Annotated in this window: 17 protein-coding genes; 12 read left to right on the top strand and 5 right to left on the bottom strand. The window is 49.5% G+C overall.

What is annotated here, in order from left to right; genetic code table 11:
• Window positions 1-231: 231 nt before the first annotated feature.
• The 8 genes from L4D19_RS12345 (at window position 232) to nqrM (ending at window position 7,495) form a co-directional block, all read left to right on the top strand.
• Entirely contained in the window at window positions 232-1,572 is a 1,341-nt protein-coding gene (locus tag L4D19_RS12345; protein ID WP_428452722.1) for a Na(+)-translocating NADH-quinone reductase subunit A, read from the top strand.
• 3 nt (window positions 1,573-1,575) lie between these two features.
• Window positions 1,576-2,820 (top strand): NADH:ubiquinone reductase (Na(+)-transporting) subunit B, encoded by a 1,245-nt coding sequence (locus tag L4D19_RS12350; RefSeq protein ID WP_428452723.1) that lies wholly within the window; start codon window positions 1,576-1,578, stop codon window positions 2,818-2,820.
• Window positions 2,810-3,604: a Na(+)-translocating NADH-quinone reductase subunit C gene (locus L4D19_RS12355; protein WP_428452724.1), complete on the top strand. Its 795-nt coding sequence runs from the start codon at window positions 2,810-2,812 to the stop codon at window positions 3,602-3,604. Before L4D19_RS12350 ends, L4D19_RS12355 begins: the two co-directional genes overlap by 11 nt.
• A complete protein-coding gene (locus tag L4D19_RS12360) occupies window positions 3,597-4,229 on the top strand; it encodes an NADH:ubiquinone reductase (Na(+)-transporting) subunit D (protein ID WP_075763756.1) in 633 nt (210 codons plus the stop codon). Before L4D19_RS12355 ends, L4D19_RS12360 begins: the two co-directional genes overlap by 8 nt.
• Before the next feature lie 7 nt (window positions 4,230-4,236).
• A complete protein-coding gene (nqrE, locus tag L4D19_RS12365; protein WP_075763758.1) occupies window positions 4,237-4,833 on the top strand; it encodes an NADH:ubiquinone reductase (Na(+)-transporting) subunit E in 597 nt (198 codons plus the stop codon).
• A 21-nt stretch (window positions 4,834-4,854) separates the two neighbouring features.
• Entirely contained in the window at window positions 4,855-6,078 is a 1,224-nt protein-coding gene (gene nqrF / locus L4D19_RS12370; RefSeq protein ID WP_428452725.1) for an NADH:ubiquinone reductase (Na(+)-transporting) subunit F, read from the top strand.
• Window positions 6,079-6,241: 163 nt separating this feature from the next.
• Window positions 6,242-7,264 carry an FAD:protein FMN transferase gene (locus tag L4D19_RS12375; protein ID WP_428452726.1) on the top strand — a complete coding sequence of 341 codons (1,023 nt, stop codon included), beginning with the start codon at window positions 6,242-6,244 and terminating at the stop codon, window positions 7,262-7,264.
• Window positions 7,265-7,273: 9 nt separating this feature from the next.
• Window positions 7,274-7,495: a (Na+)-NQR maturation NqrM gene (nqrM, locus tag L4D19_RS12380; protein WP_075763764.1), complete on the top strand. Its 222-nt coding sequence runs from the start codon at window positions 7,274-7,276 to the stop codon at window positions 7,493-7,495.
• Window positions 7,496-7,566: 71 nt separating this feature from the next.
• On the opposite strand, the gene L4D19_RS12385 is transcribed toward nqrM, so the two are convergent.
• Window positions 7,567-8,799: a diguanylate cyclase gene (locus tag L4D19_RS12385; protein WP_428452727.1), complete on the bottom strand. Its 1,233-nt coding sequence runs from the start codon at window positions 8,797-8,799 to the stop codon at window positions 7,567-7,569.
• 235 nt (window positions 8,800-9,034) lie between these two features.
• Here L4D19_RS12385 and dinB point away from each other — a divergent pair, with 235 nt between their 5' ends.
• On the top strand, window positions 9,035-10,126 hold the full coding sequence (gene dinB / locus L4D19_RS12390) for a DNA polymerase IV (protein WP_428452728.1): 1,092 nt from the start codon (window positions 9,035-9,037) through the stop codon (window positions 10,124-10,126).
• 59 nt (window positions 10,127-10,185) lie between these two features.
• On the opposite strand, the gene L4D19_RS12395 is transcribed toward dinB, so the two are convergent.
• Window positions 10,186-11,643, bottom strand: a complete 1,458-nt coding sequence (locus L4D19_RS12395; RefSeq protein WP_428452729.1) for an aminoacyl-histidine dipeptidase — start codon at window positions 11,641-11,643, stop codon at window positions 10,186-10,188.
• 131 nt (window positions 11,644-11,774) lie between these two features.
• Window positions 11,775-13,418 carry a methyl-accepting chemotaxis protein gene (locus L4D19_RS12400; protein ID WP_428452730.1) on the bottom strand — a complete coding sequence of 548 codons (1,644 nt, stop codon included), beginning with the start codon at window positions 13,416-13,418 and terminating at the stop codon, window positions 11,775-11,777.
• Window positions 13,419-13,804: 386 nt separating this feature from the next.
• On the opposite strand from L4D19_RS12400, the gene vcdP reads away from it, so the two are divergent.
• From vcdP to gpt, 3 genes are all read left to right on the top strand, one after another.
• Window positions 13,805-13,894: a small protein VcdP gene (gene vcdP / locus L4D19_RS30445; RefSeq protein WP_483875137.1), complete on the top strand. Its 90-nt coding sequence runs from the start codon at window positions 13,805-13,807 to the stop codon at window positions 13,892-13,894.
• Window positions 13,895-14,428: 534 nt separating this feature from the next.
• Window positions 14,429-15,718 carry an NCS2 family permease gene (locus tag L4D19_RS12405; RefSeq protein ID WP_075763784.1) on the top strand — a complete coding sequence of 430 codons (1,290 nt, stop codon included), beginning with the start codon at window positions 14,429-14,431 and terminating at the stop codon, window positions 15,716-15,718.
• Between the two features lie 53 nt (window positions 15,719-15,771).
• A complete protein-coding gene (gene gpt / locus L4D19_RS12410) occupies window positions 15,772-16,230 on the top strand; it encodes a xanthine phosphoribosyltransferase (protein WP_075763786.1) in 459 nt (152 codons plus the stop codon).
• Window positions 16,231-16,328: 98 nt separating this feature from the next.
• Here the strand turns inward: gpt and L4D19_RS12415 are convergent, their stop codons facing one another.
• Together L4D19_RS12415 and L4D19_RS12420 are read right to left on the bottom strand one after the other, a co-directional pair.
• Window positions 16,329-16,628: a hypothetical protein gene (locus L4D19_RS12415; protein WP_160657870.1), complete on the bottom strand. Its 300-nt coding sequence runs from the start codon at window positions 16,626-16,628 to the stop codon at window positions 16,329-16,331.
• Window positions 16,629-16,756: 128 nt separating this feature from the next.
• Complete coding sequence (locus L4D19_RS12420; RefSeq protein WP_428452731.1) at window positions 16,757-16,975, bottom strand: hypothetical protein; 219 nt, start codon at window positions 16,973-16,975, stop codon at window positions 16,757-16,759.
• Between the last annotated feature and the right edge of the window lie 2 nt (window positions 16,976-16,977).

The following is a 16,977-nucleotide window of genomic DNA, read 5'->3' on the forward strand; positions in this document are numbered from 1 at the left end:
TTGAAATGTTCATGGATTTTCACCTCGTTTAGCGTGGTTTGGCATAGTAAAAACACGTGGATTAATGCTAGAATCGCGGCCTCAAAATTACTCGGCACAAATTATGTGACAAGTAAGTTAATAGGATGTTGCGGTGTCGGTGTGGTTTCAAACCGGCTTCGGACGAAGGAAAGTCGTGTCTTAATTGCGCAATAGAAAATTCTTTTTCCCGTTAATGTAGTGCAAGTGCGTATGATTACAATAAAAAAGGGTCTGGATATCCCAATTTCAGGGACTCCTGCCCAGGCGATAAATGATGGTAAGACCATCACACGAGTCGCCTTGCTTGGCGAAGAATATGTTGGTATGCGTCCTACAATGCATACCCGCGTAGGGGATGTAGTGAAAAAAGGCCAGGTTCTTTTTGAAGACAAGAAGAACCCAGGCGTTAAGTTCACTGCACCGGCCAGCGGCAAGGTTGCAGAAATTAACCGTGGTGCGAAGCGTGTTCTACAGTCTGTAGTGATCGATGTAGAAGGCGACGAGCAAGTAACATTCAACCGCTACGATGCAGCTCAGCTGGCTCAGCTAGAGCGCAGCAAAGTTGTCGAGCAGCTTGTTGAGTCAGGTATGTGGACGGCTCTGCGTACACGCCCTTTCAGCAAGGTTCCAGCGGTAGATGCGGAAACTCAGGCTATCTTTGTTACCGCTATTGATACCAATCCTCTGGCTGCCAACCCGGAAGTTATCATCAATGAACAAAGCGATGCTTTTGTAGCCGGTCTGACGCTTCTGTCTCGTCTGACTAGCGACAAGGTGATGGTTTGTAAATCTGGTGCTAGCCTGCCTCGTTCGAATGAAGCCAATATCGAAGAGCATGTTTTCAACGGTCCACACCCTGCTGGCCTTGTGGGTACTCATATCCACACGCTATTTGGTGCAAACCTGGAGAACGTGGCATGGCACATCAACTATCAGGATGTGATTGCATTCGGTAAGCTGTTCCTGACTGGTGAGCTATACACTGATCGCGTTGTTTCTCTTGCCGGTCCTGTTGTAAACAGCCCTCGTCTGGTCCGTACTCAAATTGGTGCGTCTGTCGAACAGATCACCGACTCTGAGCTAATGCCAGGTGAGTTGCGTGTGCTTTCAGGCTCAGTTCTTAATGGTCTGCATGCGATTGGTGCTCATGCCTACCTTGGCCGTTACCACCTACAGGTAACTGCACTTCGTGAAGGTCGCGAGAAAGAGCTTCTTGGCTGGATTGCACCAGGTAAGAACAAGTTCTCTGTGACTCGCTCGTTCCTTAGCCAGTTTTTCCCTGGCCAGTTGTTCAATATGACAACGTCGACGAATGGTAGTGAGCGTTCAATGGTGCCAATCGGTAACTACGAGCGAGTAATGCCGCTTGATATTGAACCGACATTGCTACTTCGTGACCTGTGTGCAGGTGATGTTGACAGTGCACAGCAGCTAGGTGCACTAGAGCTTGACGAAGAAGATCTGGCTCTATGTACATTCGTATGCCCAGGTAAGTATGAGTTCGGCCCACTTCTACGTGAGTGCCTGGATACAATTGAGAAGGAAGGGTAATTCATGAGCCTCAAGAATTTACTCGAGCAGGTCGAGCACCACTTTGAGCCGGGTGGCAAGCACGAGAGATGGTTTGCGCTTTACGAAGCGTTTGCCACTCTTATGTATACGCCGGGTCAGGTGACGCGTTCTGGCTCGCACGTGCGTGATAGCATTGATCTGAAACGCATCATGATCATGGTGTGGTTTGCCGTTTTCCCAGCCATGTTCTGGGGGATGTACAACACCGGTCACCAGGCTGTTGTTGCACTCAACCACATGTACGCCGGTGAGCAGCTGGCTGCGATTATCGCAGGTGACTGGCACTACTGGCTGACAGAAATGCTGGGTGGCACCTTGTCGGCAGACGCTGGCTGGGGTAGCAAAATGCTACTGGGTACGACATTCTTCCTGCCTATCTACGCGGTTGTTTTTGCCGTAGGTGGTTTCTGGGAAGTGCTTTTCTGTATGGTGCGCAAGCACGAAGTTAACGAAGGCTTCTTTGTTACTTCTATCCTGTTCGCACTTATCGTTCCGCCAACACTACCACTTTGGCAGGCAGCACTGGGTATTACCTTTGGTGTTGTTGTGGCGAAAGAAATCTTTGGTGGTACAGGCCGTAACTTCCTGAACCCTGCGCTTGCAGGCCGTGCCTTCCTATTCTTCGCCTACCCGGCTCAGATCTCTGGTGATCTGGTTTGGACTGCGGCAGATGGCTTCTCGGGTGCAACTGCACTGAGCCAGTGGGCTAACGGCGGCCAGGCTGGTGTGATCAACACCGTGACTGGCGAAGCAATCAGCTGGATGGATGCGTTTATCGGTAACATCCCGGGTTCAATCGGTGAAGTGTCGACGCTTGCTATCATCCTAGGTGGTGCAATGATCGTGTTCATGGGCATCGCTTCATGGCGCATCATCGCAGGTACCATGATTGGTATGATTGCGACGGCTACTCTGTTCAACATCATTGGTTCTGACACTAATGCAATGTTCAGCATGCCTTGGCACTGGCACCTGGTTCTGGGTGGCTTTGCATTCGGTATGATGTTCATGGCAACCGATCCTGTGTCTGCAGCATTTACCAACAAAGGTAAGTGGTGGTACGGCGCACTAATCGGTGTTATGGCGGTGCTGGTACGTGTAGTTAACCCGGCGTACCCAGAGGGTATGATGCTGGCGATTCTATTCGCTAACCTATTCGCACCTCTATTTGACAACCTAGTGGTTCAGGGCAACATCAAACGGAGACTAGCTCGTCATGTCAAGTAATAACGATAGCATTAAGAAAACGCTGATTGTTGTTATCGCATTGAGCTTAGTGTGCTCTATCGTGGTATCAACCGCAGCCGTTAGCCTGCGTCCGCTTCAGCAGAAAAATGCCGTACTGGATGTTCAGCGCAATATCCTTTCAGTTGCAGGCCTGCTTGAGGAAGGCACTAACGTAACCGAAGCTTACCATCAGTTCATTGAACCAAAACTGGTTAACCTTGAAACCGGTGAGTTTGTTGAGCAATCTGAAGCTGGCGTAGCACCTGCAGAATACAAGCAGCGTGCCGCGGCTAAAGATCCTAGCCAGTCTATCAAGCTGTCTGGTGATCAGGACAAGGCAAAAATCATTCGCCGCGCGAATATTGCCACGATTTACCTGGTTAAAGATGCAAGCGACAACACTGAAAAACTGATCCTGCCTGTTCACGGTAACGGCCTGTGGTCAATGATGTACGCGTTTGTTGCAGTCGAGACAGACGGCAACACCGTATCGGGTATTACTTACTACGAGCAGGGAGAAACTCCTGGGCTGGGTGGTGAAGTAGAAAACCCGAGCTGGCGTGCTCAGTTTGTTGGCAAGAAGCTGTTTGATGAGAACAACAAGCCAGCAATTCGTGTTGTCAAAGGTGGCGCTCCTGCCGGCGATCTATACGGTGTAGATGGTCTGTCTGGTGCAACCTTGACAGGTAATGGTGTACAGAACACCTTCGACTTCTGGCTGGGTGACATGGGCTTTGGTCCATTCCTGACTAAGGTTCGTGAGGGAGGCCTAAACAATGGCTGATGCTAAAGAAATGAAAAAGATTCTGTTAGCGCCGGTTGTTGACAACAACCCAATCGCGCTTCAGGTTCTTGGTGTTTGTTCTGCTCTGGCAGTAACAACCAAACTAGAAACAGCGTTTGTTATGACGCTAGCGGTAATTTTCGTTACGGCGTTTTCTAACTTTTTCGTATCACTGATCCGTAACCACATTCCTAACAGTGTGCGTATCATTGCCCAGATGGCAATCATCGCTTCACTGGTAATCGTGGTTGACCAGGTACTGAAAGCCTTTGTTTACGACATCTCCAAGCAGCTGTCTGTATTCGTTGGTCTGATCATTACTAACTGTATCGTCATGGGTCGTGCAGAAGCGTATGCGATGAAGTCTGCGCCGCTGCCATCTCTTATCGACGGTATTGGTAACGGCCTGGGTTACGGTTTCGTACTTATCACTGTTGGTTTCTTCCGTGAACTACTGGGTTCGGGCAAACTATTCGGTGTTCAGGTTCTACCGCTGATCTCTGAAGGTGGCTGGTACCAGCCAAACGGTATGATGCTGCTTGCACCATCAGCGTTCTTCCTGATCGGTTTCATGATCTGGGCTATTCGTATTTTCCGTCCAGAACAAGTAGAAGCGAAGGAGTAAGGGGACCATGGAACATTATCTAAGCCTTTTAGTTCGTTCGATCTTTATCGAGAACCTGGCACTTTCGTTCTTCCTGGGTATGTGTACATTCCTGGCCGTTTCCAAGAAGGTTAAAACTTCTTTCGGCCTGGGTGTTGCGGTTACCGTTGTACTGGCTATCGCCGTACCTGCGAACAACCTGATTTACAACCTGCTGTTGAAAGACGGTGCGATTGTTTCAGGCGTTGACCTGAGCTTCCTGAACTTTATTACCTTTATCGGTGTTATCGCGGCACTGGTACAGATCCTGGAAATGGTTCTGGACCGCTTCTTCCCGCCGCTATACAACGCACTGGGTATTTTCCTGCCGCTGATCACAGTTAACTGTGCCATCTTCGGTGGCGTATCTTTCATGGTACAGCGTGATTACAACTTCGCTGAATCTGTGGTTTACGGTGTTGGCTCCGGTATCGGTTGGTTGCTGGCAATCGTAGCTCTTGCGGGTATCCGCGAGAAGATGAAGTACTCTGACGTACCTCCTGGTCTGCGTGGCCTGGGTATTACATTCATCACCGTTGGTCTAATGGCGTTGGGCTTCATGTCCTTCTCCGGTGTTCAGCTGTAATCAGGAAATAAGGAATAATCAATGGATATTATTCTTGGCGTAGTTATGTTCACCCTGATTATCCTGGCTCTAGTATTAGTGATCCTATTCGCTAAATCTAAGCTGGTACCATCAGGTGACATTACTATCTCAGTAAATGGTGATCCGGAAAAAGCAATTCAAACGGCTGCCGGTGACAAACTACTTAGCGCTCTTTCTGCAAATGGTATCTTTGTATCATCTGCATGTGGTGGCGGTGGCTCATGTGGCCAGTGTCGTGTGAAAGTGAAATCGGGTGGCGGTGACATTCTGCCGACCGAGCTTGACCACATCACTAAAGGTGAAGCACGTGAAGGCGAGCGTCTTGCTTGTCAGGTTAACGTGAAAACCGACATGGATATCGAGCTGCCAGAAGAGATCTTCGGTGTTAAGAAGTGGGAATGTACTGTTCTTTCTAACGACAACGAAGCGACCTTCATCAAAGAGCTTGTGCTGCAGATCCCAGAAGGCGAGGAAGTACCTTTCCGTGCTGGTGGTTATATTCAGATTGAAGCTGAACCGCATCACATTAAATACGCTGACTTCGATATTCCTGAGGAATACCGTGAAGATTGGGACAAGTTCAACCTGTTCCGCTACGAGTCAATCGTTAAAGAGCCATCAATCCGTGCTTACTCAATGGCGTCATACCCAGAAGAGAAAGGCCTGATTAAGCTTAACGTACGTATTGCAACGCCGCCGCCAAACAACCCTGACGTGCCACCGGGTGTGATGTCCTCATACATCTGGTCACTGAAAGCTGGCGACAAGTGTACTATTTCTGGTCCGTTCGGTGAGTTCTTCGCCAAAGAGACTGACAACGAGATGGTATTCATCGGTGGTGGTGCGGGTATGGCACCAATGCGTTCTCACATCTTCGACCAGCTTCTGCGCCTGCAATCCAAGCGTAAGATGACATACTGGTACGGTGCCCGTTCTAAGCGTGAAATGTTCTACGTAGAAGATTTCGATACGCTGGCAGCGGACAACGAGAACTTCGAGTGGCATGTTGCCCTGTCAGATCCACTTCCGGAAGATAACTGGGACGGTTACACAGGCTTCATCCACAACGTGATCTACGAGAACTACCTGAAAGATCACGAAGCGCCTGAAGATTGTGAATACTACATGTGTGGTCCACCAATGATGAATGCCGCCGTTATCGGCATGCTGAAAGATCTTGGTGTCGAAGACGAAAACATCCTGCTGGATGACTTCGGTGGCTAATAGGCTACACCGCTAGAAGAAATTGGCTGATCCGGTTTGGGTCAGCCTTTTTTCGTAAACAGTATAGAAAACGTTTTTTATTGTGGTCATAACAACGGCTGCGCCAGTCCGGTGGAGCGATGACCCTAATAAAAAGTGACCCGTTGAAATCGAGAGTTGTTGAATGAAGATGTTTCTACGCAAGGCAATAATGTTGTTTGTCTTTGCTGTCACCCTGTCGGCATGCAGTGATCAGCGTGAATTGATCCACTTAAATGGATCGACGATGGGAACCTATTACTCAATCAAACTGATCAAGCAAGAGGGGCTGCCAGATAGTAGCGTCATACAGGCAGAGATCGATCGCCGTCTCGAGCTGGTCAACGATCAAATGTCGACTTACCGCAAGCACTCTGAGCTTAGCCGGTTCAATCAGCATCAGAGCAACCAGCCGTTTGAAGTGTCTGCTGATACCGCCATGGTTATTGCTGAGGCTATTCGTCTGGCCAAGTTGACGGATGGTGCGCTTGATGTGACTGTTGGTCCGGTGGTTAATCTGTGGAGTTTCGGGCCGGAAGCGCGTCCGGAAAAAACGCCGACGGATGAAGAGCTGGCTGCACGCCGAGAAATAGTCGGTATCGGACATTTGTCGGTCGATGGCAATACACTGACGAAAAAAATTCCTGAGCTGTATGTCGACCTGTCTTCGATTGCCAAAGGCTTTGGGGTGGACGTTGTTGCTGGCTACTTCGATGAGCTGAATGTTGTTGATTACATGGTTGAAATCGGCGGTGAGCTCACTATGCAGGGCAATAATGTTAAGGGCAAACCTTGGCGTATTGCTATCGAGAAACCGACTGATGACGGTAGCCGAGCGGTACAGGAAATCATTGAACCGGGTGACATGGCTGTGGCAACATCGGGTGATTATCGCAATTACTTCGAGGAAGACGGCGTGCGTTATTCACACCTGATCGATCCGAAGACGTGCAAGCCGATCACTAACCGTGTTGTGTCGGTAACTGTTTTGCACCCGTCAAGTATGACAGCTGATGCACTGGCAACAGCGTTTTCTGTGATGGGAGAAGAAAAGTCACTGGAACTGGCACAGCGAGAGAATTTGCCGGTGTTGCTGGTTGTTAAAACCGAGCAGGGTTATAAAGAATTCACATCTGATGCCTTTGCCCCTTATTTGCAGATGAAGTAGAGAATTATTATGGTCGTATATTTAACCACCTTTGCCGTGTTTTTGCTGGTTATCGTTGCGATGGCAGTGGGATACATTTTCCAGCGTAAAACGGTGAGCGGTAGCTGCGGCGGTCTTGACGGTATCGGTATTGCCAAAGAGTGTGATTGCCCGGAACCGTGTGATGCCCGTAAAAAGCGTGAAGCACGTGAAGCAAGACATGCCGAATGGAAGAAAAATCAGATCATCTGATACCTATCCACCCGAGCCAATAGAAAAAGCCTGAGCATGCTCAGGCTTTTTTATGGCAGGCAGACGGTAAACTAAATACTCTGGGCAACCTGTATTTGGTTCCTGCCACTTTGCTTAGCCCGGTAAAGGTAGTCATCGGCTGCCTTGAGCAGATCGCTAAGGGACTGGTTACCACTTACGGTGCCAATGCTGATTGTGACATTAAGCGTTGAGTTCTGATAGATAATATCCAAGCCATCGATGGACTGCCGTAACGCCTCCAGCCGGCTGGTGAACAGCTCAAAGTCTCCGCAGCTCAGAATGCAGAATTCTTCGCCGCCAAAGCGCGCGACAATGTCATCGGGAAAAAGCTGCTGCAGTTGCTGACTGACCTGGATCAGCACTTCATCTCCGGCATCATGGCCGTATGTATCATTGACCTTTTTGAAAAAGTCGATATCCACCATGGCAATATTGCGAAATTCGCAACGGTCTTGGCTGCAGCTGTGATTGAAGAAGTAACGCCGGTTCCAAAGTCCGGTCAGTGAGTCCTGGTTGGCCATGCGATACAGTTTGTCAGCGGTATCCTTCATATTCAGGATATGGTGAATGCGGCAGTAGAGCTCTTCCTGATTAAATGGCTTTTTAAGGAAATCATTGGCGCCTGCTTTAAGAAACAGGGCTGTCATTGCATCGTCGTTACTGCCTGAAAGGCCGAGTATGGCAAGTTGGTTACGGCTGTACTGCTGGCGGATTTCCCGAACCATAGTGATCCCGTCTTTTTCAGGCATGTCATGATCGGTGATGATCAGGCTGATGTCAGGGTGTTGTTCCAGTTGCGCAATAGCCTCCTGGCCGTGGCAGGCCTCTATGACCTCGAGGTTTTGTCGCCTTAGCAGGTTGACCAGATGGCGGCGTACGGTGGCAGAGTCTTCCACCACCATGGCCTTGTGCTGGGTGTTTGCCTCAAGTCGCTGTAATAGCGGAATGAGGTAAGCGACTGAAGCCGGGCTATCTTTCAGCAGGTAGTCGATCACTCCCTTGGACAGAACGGTATCGCGGATCTGTGTGCTGAATTGCGCTGTTAGCACGATAACCTTAAGGTTCTGGCTCAAGACGAGAGCAATGATTTCCCCGTCCTGACCATCCGGGAGGCAGTAGTCGAGTACAGTACAGAGAAAGTCCTTCTGCAACGAAAGAATTTGTCTGGCCTGAGCAATAGTTTCGGCAAATACGGGCTCGAAACCTGCCTGTGTTAGCTGGACGTTGAGGTAATTTCGAAAGGCTCTGCTGTCTTCTACGACAAGGATTTTATATACCGACATTATTATTCCTTTACCCGATAGTGCAGGGCGTTACAGCTATCCTTGTGATTTTATTTATTGAGTAATAGCATTATTGCCGTCTGGACGGCAACACCATAAAGGCATATTTGTGCTGTGGCAGGGCTAACCCTGTTCTTAGGGGGTAGATAATAGCAACTGTATAAAAAAACAGTGGTATAATAAATCTAACCATTGTGTGAGATATCATGATTCCAGCCGGTAATTCCAGAGAGCTATGCCGCAGCCAAACACCACATCGACTGACATAACGCAACGTAAAATTATCCATGTTGATATGGATTGCTTTTTCGCCGCCGTTGAAATGCGTGATAACCCGGAGCTGAAGAACAAGCCGATAGCTATCGGGGGACGTTCGGAGCAGCGTGGGGTGCTGAGTACCTGTAACTACCTGGCTCGCCAGTATGGAGTCAGATCAGCTATGCCGACAGCCCAGGCGATGAAGCTGTGTCCGCACCTGACGCTTGTTGCCGGGCGTATGGGAGTATATCGCGAGGTATCAAAACAAATCCGGGCTATCTTTCAACGCTATACCGATAAAATTGAGCCCCTTTCGCTGGATGAGGCCTACCTGGATGTCACCGAGTGTGAAGTGATGCATGGTTCGGCGACACTGATTGCTCAGGACATCCGTCGGGCAATCCGGGAAGAGCTGGATCTGACGGCGTCAGCAGGCATCGCACCTGTTAAGTTCATTGCCAAGATAGCATCGGATCTGAACAAGCCCGATGGCCAGTACGTGGTGACACCTGACGATATCCCCGATTTTGTTGCCAATCTGAAGCTGGAGAAGATCCCGGGGGTCGGCAAGGTCACCATTCAGAAGTTGCATGAAAAGGGCCTGTATATCGGCAGGGATGTCCAGAAGTATGATCGGCATTTGCTGCTGCAGCAGTTCGGCAAATTTGGTCAGTCTCTGTGGTCACGGGCGCACGGGATCGATAATCGTGAAATTGTGGTTGAGCGAGAACGCAAGTCGGTAGGTGTCGAACGGACCTTCTCGAAGAATATCATCAGCTATGAGCAGTGCTGGCAGGTTGTCGAGGCGCTGTATCCCGAGCTGGAAAAACGTCTCAGGAAGGTGCGGCCGGAACTCAATATTGCCAAACAGGGGATTAAGGTCAAGTTTGCCGACTTTCAGCAGACAACAGTGGAGCACAGCCAGCCCAAGCTGGATAAGGCCCAGTTTGTCGGCCTGCTCAACGAAGCGTTGACCCGCCAGAAGGATAGGGAGATCAGGCTGGTAGGGCTTAGTGTCGGGCTCGAACAAGGGCTCAGGGCACAGCAGCTCTCCTTCGAGGGGTTTTAGTGATAAAAAAGCGAGCCTCTATTGCTAGAGACTCGCCTTTTATTAAACGGATTTCGTAATTACTTAACAGGAATCGCCTTCAGGATAGCAACCATCTGCTCCCAGAACAGACCTACTGTTTCAATGTTCACTTTCTCGTCTGGCGAGTGAGGGAACTTGATGGTTGGGCCGAAAGAGATCATATCCATGTTCGGGTACGGTTCTTTGAACAGACCGCACTCAAGGCCGGCGTGGATCACCATGATATTCGGTGTTCTGCCGTAGATGTTCTTGTACGTCTCGCGGAACAGGTGCATGACTTCAGAGTCTGCATCTGGCTTCCAGCCCGGGTAGGCGCCAGAGAACTCGCACTGTGCACCGGCCAGCTCGGCAACAGCCTTAAGCATGCCTTCCACATTGCTGCGGCCAGAGTCGATCAGTGAGCGGATCAGGCAAAGAATAGTGATTTTGTCTGCGTCGGTGGTAATAACACCAACGTTTAGCGAGGTCTCAACCACTCCTTCGATGTCATCACTCATGCGAAGTACACCGTTCGGGCAGGCATTCAGTACCGCATAGAAACGCTTCTGCGCTGTTTCAGTCAGTACGTCAGCAGGCAGTTCTGCAGGCTCTACAAACAGGTTGATGTCGGTTTCGACTTTGCCCAGTTCAGCACTCAGAATTGACTGGTAGTGGGTGAATAGCTCGTTTAGCTTGTCAACGTTGGCTGCCGGTAGTGTTGCCAGGGCAAAGGCTTCACGTGGGATTGCATTACGCAGGCTACCGCCGGTCAGGCTAGTCAGACGCAGGCCTAGCTCTTCAGCGTGGGCAAACAGGAAGCGACCCAGCAGCTTGTTGGCATTGCCACGGCCGGTGTGAATGTCACAGCCAGAGTGACCGCCTTTCAGGCCTTTGATTACCAGTTTAACTGCTGCATGTTCAGCCGGTACTGTCTCACGCTCAATATCCAGCGTGATTGAACCGTCGACGCCGCCAGCACAGCCCATGTACACTTCACCCTCTTGCTCAGAGTCAGTGTTCAATAGGATGTCGCCTTCCAGCCAACCTTCTTCCAGGCCGAATGCACCTGTCATACCGGCTTCTTCATCGATAGTCAGCAGGACTTCCAACGGACCGTGCTCAACATCTTTTGCAGCCAGCACAGCCAGACATGCGGCCATACCCATGCCGTTGTCAGCACCTAGGGTCGTGCCCTTGGCTGTAACCCATTCGCCGTCAATGTAAGGCAGAATCGGATCTTCTGTGAATTCGTGCTCAGTGTCTTCATTTTTCTGCGGCACCATATCAATGTGGGCTTGCAGAACAACACCTTTACGGTCTTCCATGCCCGGAGTAGCAGGCTTTTTGATAAAGACGTTACCGACCGCATCACGACGTACAGCTAGCCCTTCACCTTCGGCAAATTTGATGATGTGCTGAGCGAGTAGCTCTTCATGCTTTGAAGGATGGGGAATTGAACAGATTTGATCGAAGAATTGCCACACAGGTTGCGGTGACAGTTGACTGATTTCAGACACAGCAGTCTCCCTTATAAACTATTGGGCTTGAGCGATTCACTAGCTGAATATTAGCCAGTGAGCTATTTTATCTAGCAGAATAAACTATCGCGATTGCTTCAAGGATACCACTGTGTCTGAAACGTGGACAGTTAAATCTTAAATTGCGAAATATGGGCGTTAAGATTGTGACCGCTCGCAAGAAGTTGCTCACTGGCGGCTGATATTTGCTCTCCTTGCTGAACGGTTTTTTGGCTGTGTTCCGTCAGTTGGGCAAGGTTGCTATTGATCGCTTCGGCCGCCTGGGTTTGCTGGCTGCTGGCGTCGGCAATATGCTGGTTGAGCTCACGGATAGTGGTGATTTGCTCGCCGATGGTGGTCAGCGTCCGGGCAACGTCATCGGCATGCCTGGCAGTACTGGCAGATTGCTCTCGGGTTTGCACCAGGGCTTCACTGACCTCTATGGCCCGGGCCTGAAGGCTATCAATGATTTCTTCGATTTCGTTGGTGCTGGCCTGGGTGCGGGTCGCCAGGGTACGTACCTCGTCGGCAACCACGGCAAAGCCACGGCCCTGTTCGCCTGCGCGGGCAGCTTCGATAGCAGCATTGAGCGCCAGCAGGTTAGTCTGGTCGGCAATGCCCCGGATCACGTCGAGCACCGAGCCGATGGTTTGCGAGTCTCTGGCCAGTGCCTGGGCACTGGTATCGGTATTATCGAGCAGGTTGAGCAGAGCATGCATCTCAGCAGACGAGTTTGAGACAACAGAAATACTGGTTTCGCTCTGCTGGTGGGCATCCATGGCGGCCTCTGCGGCCTGGCGGGCCGACTGCGATACCTGCTGGTTACTGGTATGAAGCTGAAGCATGGCGGCGGTCACGCTGTCGACGCCTTTATGCGACTCTGTTGCGCTGTTGACTGTGTGGGTTGCGACGGCATTGAGTTGGGTAGAAGTAGAGCTGATTTGTTCGCTGACAGGGGAGATGTCCTTCAGCATAATGCTGATCCTGCCGGCGAAGGTGTTGTAGGCTCGGGCAAGGCGGCTAAGCTCGTCATTACCATGGCTGGGAAGGCGGAGTGTCAGGTCGCCATCGCCTTCGGCAATATCCTGCATGGCCGAGAGAGTCTCTTCACAGGGAGCGGTGATGGAGCGGCCAATCGACCATGCCATCACAAACATGATGGATAACGAGCCCAGCAGGATCAGCCCGAGCTGTTTCATTTCGGCATAGAACTGGGCCTGGACGTCGTCGACATAGATGCCCGAGCCGATAACCCATCCCCATGGCTGGAATCCTTTGACATAGGAAATTTTCTCTACCGGGACTTCTGAACCAGGTTTTTCCCAGTAATAGTCAACAAAACCGGCATCCTGTTGCTTGACCACAGCGACCATGTTCAAAAACAGCGGGTTACCGTGCGGGTCTTTAAAACCTGAGAGGTTCTTGCCGTCCAATGCGGGCTTGAAGGGGTGCATGACCATGTTAGGTGTCATGTCGTTGATCCAGAAATAGTCTTTTTCTTCATACCGGAGAGAGGCGATTGCCTGCTTGGCTTGCTGTTGGGCATCGGCACGACTTAACACGCCTTGTTGTTCCTGTTGGTAATAATAGTGAAACAGACTGTGGGCAGACTCGACGAGGTGGCGGGTTTTAAGGCGTTTCTGCTCCAGCATGCTTGACTGGTAATTGGAAGCGAAAAGAAGCAGAGGGATGAGGGACAGTACCGTGATGGTGATCCCCAGTAGATAAAGTCGCCGGCTGATAGATAATGCTCTTAGCTTATGTATGATGCCCATAACCTGTCCCTGTTTTATTGTCGTTATTATTTCCCCAGAACCCTTAGGGTATTTTGCGGTGGCATAACAAATCAAGAACTCGGCCGTAACACTTTAGTCGCGAATTGCTAAAATTGTGCAGTTCGATTCTGTAATAAAATTACAGAAAAAAGAGGTGTCACGCACATAAAATAAAAAAGTGTGACGAAGTTAAAGAAAATGCTTGTAAGTTTATTACGCGAGGGGTATAGTTTATCCATCTTCTGGTGAAGACGAGATAACACAGTAAACCGCTCTAGGATGAGCCCGAGGTATCGCCTCCAAGGAACTGAGATTAAGTAAAGCCCTGATGGCTGAGCACTAAACGTTTTATGTGTTTTGATAACTTAATATTTAAGGTGATAAAGATGAAAGCATTCGATTCAATTGCAAACTTTTGGAATAACCGTTCTGTGTTCACTGGTAACTTCCAGTACCCGAGCTCTTTCGGCTATTAATTTATGATGTTGTGTCTGAGCCCTAATGGTTCAGGCATGGTGTCCCGAGCAAGTATTGTTCACCCCCCTTTATTGAGAATTTGGAATATCCGCTTTTCGGCTATTCAAGACATTCTTCCGCCACTCCTTATTGGAGTGGCGTTTTTTTATCTATCAAATCCCTTATCTTTTGCCGTCAAACCTTGCAGTTTTTAATGTTATAGCGGTGTATTCGATTACATTGCATCTTAGGTAATAAATTCATCATTATCTTGATGCATATTATCGTTTGCGTGCCAGTGAAAAAATTGAAACGGTTAAAAGATCAACATGATACAATAATGTTAAACCAATGAATCATAATGATTTTTGTGTTTTAAGGTGTCGGATGGGTTGTTTTTTTATTCGGTTAGACCCGTGTGCTACTGATAGTTGCGTTATTTTCTGGAAATTGCTTGCCAAGCAACATATAATCGCCCCCCAAAAATAGACCACGCAAACGTTTTCTATTTTAACTTTAACCTAGCGCATATTATCTCCAAGGAACCGAGAGCAATGCTTGAGAAACTATTCAAACTGACAGAGCACGGTACGGATGTTCGCACCGAACTGTTGGCGGGTCTGACGACCTTCCTGACAATGGCTTACATTATTTTTGTAAACCCGACAATGCTGGCCACCACGGGGATGGACCAGGGGGCTGTCTTTGTTGCTACTTGTCTGGCTGCAATGGTCGGCTGTTTCATTATGGGCTTTGTCGCCAACTATCCGGTTGCTCAGGCTCCGGGAATGGGCTTGAATGCATTCTTTACCTATGGCGTAGTTCTTGGCATGGGGCACACGTGGCAGGTTGCACTGGCGGCGGTATTCCTGTCGGGCTTGTGCTTTATTGCCCTGAGTGTGCTGCGTGTACGTGAGTGGATCATCAATGCGATCCCAATGTCTTTGCGGACCGGTATCTCGGCGGGTATAGGTTTGTTCCTGGCGTTCATTGCACTACAGAGCTCGGGCATTGTGGTCGACAACCCGGCGACGCTGGTTCATGTCGGCGATCTGACAAGCTTCCCGGCTGTAATGGCTTCTCTGGGCTTTTTCCTGACCATTGCGCTTGTACACCGTGGTTATAAAGCTGCCGTATTGATTGCCATTCTTTCGGTAACGGCCCTGGGCGTGCTGTTTGGTGATATTAGCTATGGCGGCGTTGTATCGGCTCCACCGAGCATTGCACCGACCTTTATGCAGATGGATTTTAGCGGTGCACTGGAAGTTGGCCTGATTTCTGTCGTGTTTGCATTCCTGTTTGTCGATCTGTTCGATACCGCAGGTACCTTGGTAGGCGTGGCGACCAAAGCAGAGCTGATGGACAAAGACGGCAAGCTGCCGCGCCTGAACCGCGCGTTGCTGGCCGACAGTACGGCGACATCAGTGGGCGCGGTATTGGGTACCTCAAATACGACATCGTTTGTCGAGAGCGTGTCAGGGGTGGCTGTTGGTGGCCGTACCGGGTTGACCGCAGTGACAGTCGGTGTATTGTTCTTCCTGGCGTTGTTCTTCTCGCCATTGGCAGGTATGGTTCCAGCCTATGCGACTGCCGGTGCGTTGTTCTATGTAGCCATTCTGATGATGTCAGGTTTGGTAAGCGTAGATTGGCGTGACTTAACAGAAGCGGCACCTGTGGTTGTCGTTTGCCTGTTAATGCCGTTAACATACTCCATCGCTGAAGGTATCGGCCTTGGCTTTATCACTTATGCTGCTGTTAAGGTTATGAGTGGCAAGGGAAGAGATGTAAATATTAGCGTATGGGTTATTGCTGCCCTGTTTCTTGCTAAAATTATCTTCTTATAACAGTTTATAAATATATCCAGCGACAATATCGCTGATTCAGAGGTTCATCGGATATGAGTAATAAGTTCATCATCACCTGGGACAACATGCAAATGTACACTCGTCAGCTGGCAGAAAAACTGCTTCCGGCTGATCAGTGGAAAGGTATCATTGCTGTTAGCCGCGGTGGTTTGGTTCCTTCAGCGATTTTGGCTCGTGAGCTTGGCATCCGTCACGTTGATACGGTATGTATCTCGAGCTACGACCACGATCACCAGCGTGAAATGAAAGTGTTGAAGCAGGCCGAAGGTGATGGTGAGGGTTTCATTGTCGTTGATGATCTGGTTGATACTGGCGGCACTGCCGAGATGATTCGTGCCATGTACCCGAAGGCAAAATTTGTCACTGTTTGTGCCAAGCCTGCCGGTAAGCACCTGGTTGATGACTATGTGGTGGATATTGCTCAGGACACATGGATTGAGCAGCCATGGGACATGGCCGTTACATTTGTAGACCCGATTGCCAAACAATAGTTGCCGGTCGATGAATGACTAAAAGGAGCCGCGAAGGCTCCTTTTTTGTTTGCGAATCGCAACCGTGGGCACTCAACTCAGCCCTGATGGAAAGACGGTTAACGCATGGCTCTTATGTCAGAAAGAGACTCGCCGTTGGGCTTGTTGCGATAGAAATTATTGTAGTTGATAAGATCGATCATATCGTGACCGGTCAACTTACACTTTCTGTCGAGTTTAGTTTGGTAGGAGCCTGGGATTTGCTCGCCTGAGCCATCGAGGCAGACGGCTATTTTGGCATTGACGGCACCGGATGCTGCACCAGGATTACCGCCTAAAGACCCGCCGTTACCACCACCGTTTGAAGCAAGTACTGAGCTAGAAAGAAGTAACAGACTTATACCGAGTATTTTTTTCATACATCAATCACCGTATAAAATACTAACAGTATTATCAGCATAGCTCAGGATAGAAAATCAGCCGGAGATCTGGCAAAAAGTGACGTTTCAACCTTCTTTATTCTCATTGTTGCGTCAAAGTAAGCGAATTAATTCAATGTTGCATTCATGATTTTTTCATCCGAGCCAAACACTTGCAGGTAAATGGTTGGAGGAGGTTTTGCCATCTTTTTGTTTTTTTGCGCACACTGCAATTGACTGTTGGGTGGTATACTTTGGGTATAAATGTCATTGCGTATGCCGATGATTGCTTCCCGGTGGCGGCGTTTTCTCCTGAGGAAAGGAGCGCCAAATGAGTCGTTGCGCATAG

Source organism: Photobacterium kasasachensis (assembly GCF_050336885.1).
Taxonomy (GTDB): domain Bacteria; phylum Pseudomonadota; class Gammaproteobacteria; order Enterobacterales; family Vibrionaceae; genus Photobacterium; species Photobacterium kasasachensis.

Coding starts and splice junctions, on each gene's coding strand:
- L4D19_RS12345 (WP_428452722.1), top strand. CDS start 232: ATGATTACAATAAAAAAGGGTCTGGATATCCCAATTTCAGGGACTCCT.
- L4D19_RS12350 (WP_428452723.1), top strand. CDS start 1,576: ATGAGCCTCAAGAATTTACTCGAGCAGGTCGAGCACCACTTTGAGCCG.
- L4D19_RS12355 (WP_428452724.1), top strand. CDS start 2,810: ATGTCAAGTAATAACGATAGCATTAAGAAAACGCTGATTGTTGTTATC.
- L4D19_RS12360 (WP_075763756.1), top strand. CDS start 3,597: ATGGCTGATGCTAAAGAAATGAAAAAGATTCTGTTAGCGCCGGTTGTT.
- nqrE (WP_075763758.1), top strand. CDS start 4,237: ATGGAACATTATCTAAGCCTTTTAGTTCGTTCGATCTTTATCGAGAAC.
- nqrF (WP_428452725.1), top strand. CDS start 4,855: ATGGATATTATTCTTGGCGTAGTTATGTTCACCCTGATTATCCTGGCT.
- L4D19_RS12375 (WP_428452726.1), top strand. CDS start 6,242: ATGAAGATGTTTCTACGCAAGGCAATAATGTTGTTTGTCTTTGCTGTC.
- nqrM (WP_075763764.1), top strand. CDS start 7,274: ATGGTCGTATATTTAACCACCTTTGCCGTGTTTTTGCTGGTTATCGTT.
- L4D19_RS12385 (WP_428452727.1), bottom strand. CDS start 8,799: ATGTCGGTATATAAAATCCTTGTCGTAGAAGACAGCAGAGCCTTTCGA.
- dinB (WP_428452728.1), top strand. CDS start 9,035: ATGCCGCAGCCAAACACCACATCGACTGACATAACGCAACGTAAAATT.
- L4D19_RS12400 (WP_428452730.1), bottom strand. CDS start 13,418: ATGGGCATCATACATAAGCTAAGAGCATTATCTATCAGCCGGCGACTT.
- vcdP (WP_483875137.1), top strand. CDS start 13,805: ATGAAAGCATTCGATTCAATTGCAAACTTTTGGAATAACCGTTCTGTG.
- L4D19_RS12405 (WP_075763784.1), top strand. CDS start 14,429: ATGCTTGAGAAACTATTCAAACTGACAGAGCACGGTACGGATGTTCGC.
- gpt (WP_075763786.1), top strand. CDS start 15,772: ATGAGTAATAAGTTCATCATCACCTGGGACAACATGCAAATGTACACT.
- L4D19_RS12415 (WP_160657870.1), bottom strand. CDS start 16,628: ATGAAAAAAATACTCGGTATAAGTCTGTTACTTCTTTCTAGCTCAGTA.
- L4D19_RS12420 (WP_428452731.1), bottom strand. CDS start 16,975: ATGCGCAACGACTCATTTGGCGCTCCTTTCCTCAGGAGAAAACGCCGC.